Consider the following 2,186-nt stretch of genomic DNA (forward strand, 5'->3'; position numbering starts at 1 on the left):
AAAGCATCCCGCTGTCCTTCGGATAGGTTCTCAAACTCTGTTGTGGCTACCGCGTCTACATCAAATCCATCGACGCCCCTAATCGTGTCATCCTCGGACACGTACTCATAGAGTCGGAATTCGTTGCCGTTAGTGAGAATCCCGTACTTCGCGCTCCCGACCCCATTCATATACGTCTCTAACTGCTCAACGTCATCGAGGTCAAGTTCGTGAGAAGGCCGTTTCGTTTCACAGACGATGACCGGAAACGGAGGTTCACTATCGTCGTAGAATAGCAGGTCTTTCCGGTCATCCTCAAAGTTGACATGACCCTCTCCTTCTGTTCGTGACCAATCAAGCGTATCGGTGAACAGGTGGTCTACCAAGGAGTAACGAAAGTCAAACTCACTTCCCTCTTGGCGAATCTCCTTATGGGTTGAAATAATCGCTTCGTGGAGGTCACGAAGGGATGCGCCAGACATAGCCTTTGATTCCAGTCAATGTGTCTTAAAGATTCATCCACAGGTTGGAAGTTCAACGAGGGTCGATAGATAGCGCTATCCAACATTTGATTCTACACTTGAGTAATCGTGGTATGTTCCCCCAAAGCACTTATTTGATTGACGACTAATTTATGTATGCCTGAATATTGGCCTCCCGACGGTCATACAGAGCCGAAAGAGTACAATCGTAGCGAACGCGCCGTTTTCGTTCTCGGGGTAATACTGACCGGACTGTTCGGAATAAGCACCGTTCAGCCAATCGCGGTTGGGGCGGATGCGTACGTCAGTCTCTGGCTCGACTTCGCCGCCGAAATTGGACTGTCAGTACTCCCCGCTCTCGCCGCAGGTGTCGCAATAGCCGGCATCGGATTCACCATCCTGTTCTATGGCATTGTGACGCCGATTCATGAGGAGATACACTACGTAGTCGCCAGTTACCTCAATCTGAACCCGGACTTCGGATTCGACGAGATGTGGCGAGTGAAGAACCCCCGTGTAGTCGCGCTCTCGACGAATATTCCGGTTTGGAAAAACATGCTGATGCTCATCGCACCGTTCGTCGCCATTGGGCTTCTCTCGATAGGAGCCCTGCTCGTCGCTGACGGTGTTGTCGCTGGTGTCGCTGGAGTCGTGCTGTGGGTTAATTCGGCGGCGTCAGCGCAGGACCTTTACCACTACCTTCGCCTCCTTCGAATGGACCCGAAGACGAAGTTCGCTAACTTCGAGCGCGACGGCGAAATCAAGACGGAATACGTCGTTCCGGAGCAGTAACACGCTCTTCCGTCCTAACCTCTACCTCGAACTGTTCTCCTTCTAACGCAGGCACAGAAGTCCGGAGTGGCGGTTGCTTAACCACAACCTATGGGTTCAAGAGAATATTCAACAGAAATACCTATTACCGAAACCTGTTTTCAAAAAATTATGAGCGGAAGTCTCGGTATCTCTGCTAACGAGGATACCGTTGAGAGCGTTCTTTCTCGGAACTATCGCTACACTGTTCCGGACTACCAACGCCAGTATTCGTGGGGCGAAGAACAGTGGCGTGCCTTGTGGGAAGACCTCCAAGCACTCCGCGACGGTGACACACACTTCCTCGGCTCTATCGTAGTCATCGAACGCTCCTCCGGACTGAACGAACTGGACCGGCTCGAAGTTGTAGACGGCCAACAGCGGATGGCGACCATGCTTACGATGCTCGCCGTAATGCGCCAGAAGTATCTCGATGAGGGGGAGAGCGGACAGGCTGACGCGATTCGAAACGAATACCTCTTCGAGCAGGACCTCGACCAGCAAGAGTATCAGAACCTCACCCTCAGTCGGTACGACAACGACTCGTTTTCGGCGATTCTGAATTGTAACTTCGGTCAGGTGGACAACGAGACTCTGAACGAGGCGCTCGAATTTTTCGGTTCACGGATTCACGGTTTAGACCTTGATGAAACAGATGTCCTCAGAAAGCGGTTGCTGAGTTCAGTCACTCTCGTCTCAATCGAGTGTACTGAGGAGCAGTCGGCGTTCCGACTGTTCGAGACCCTGAACGAACGGGGGCTTGAACTCTCCTCGGTTGACCTGATGAAGAACCACATCTTCAGTATCGCCGCACAAGACGACGATGTTGATTACGAGGCGGTCAAGCAATCGTGGCAGACAACAGTTGACAACACGGTTCCACACCTCAACAAGCCGAGCCGGTTCTTCCGTCAC

3 protein-coding genes are annotated in these 2,186 nt (G+C 52.2%); 2 read left to right on the forward strand and 1 reads right to left on the reverse strand.

Annotated elements, in window-relative coordinates:
* Window positions 1-461 (reverse strand): type I restriction enzyme HsdR N-terminal domain-containing protein (locus tag EXE45_RS16195; RefSeq protein ID WP_137694926.1); only part of this gene is annotated, 461 nt, incomplete at its 3' end.
* A gap of 156 nt (window positions 462-617) precedes the next feature.
* Between EXE45_RS16195 and EXE45_RS16200 the strand changes: the two genes are divergently transcribed.
* Window positions 618-1,253, forward strand: coding sequence for a DUF3267 domain-containing protein (locus tag EXE45_RS16200; RefSeq protein ID WP_137694927.1), 636 nt, complete (start codon window positions 618-620; stop codon window positions 1,251-1,253).
* Window positions 1,254-1,403: 150 nt separating this feature from the next.
* Window positions 1,404-2,186, forward strand: a 783-nt coding sequence (locus EXE45_RS16205) for a DUF262 domain-containing protein (RefSeq protein ID WP_158294280.1), incomplete at its 3' end; no start/stop codon positions are given.

It is taken from the genome of Halorubrum sp. SP9, from assembly GCF_005435015.1.
Taxonomy (GTDB): Archaea; Halobacteriota; Halobacteria; order Halobacteriales; family Haloferacaceae; genus Halorubrum; species Halorubrum sodomense.

What these genes read in the sequence shown, in the direction of transcription:
- EXE45_RS16200 (WP_137694927.1), top strand. Translation starts at nt 618, where the DNA reads ATGCCTGAATATTGGCCTCCCGACGGTCATACAGAGCCGAAAGAGTAC.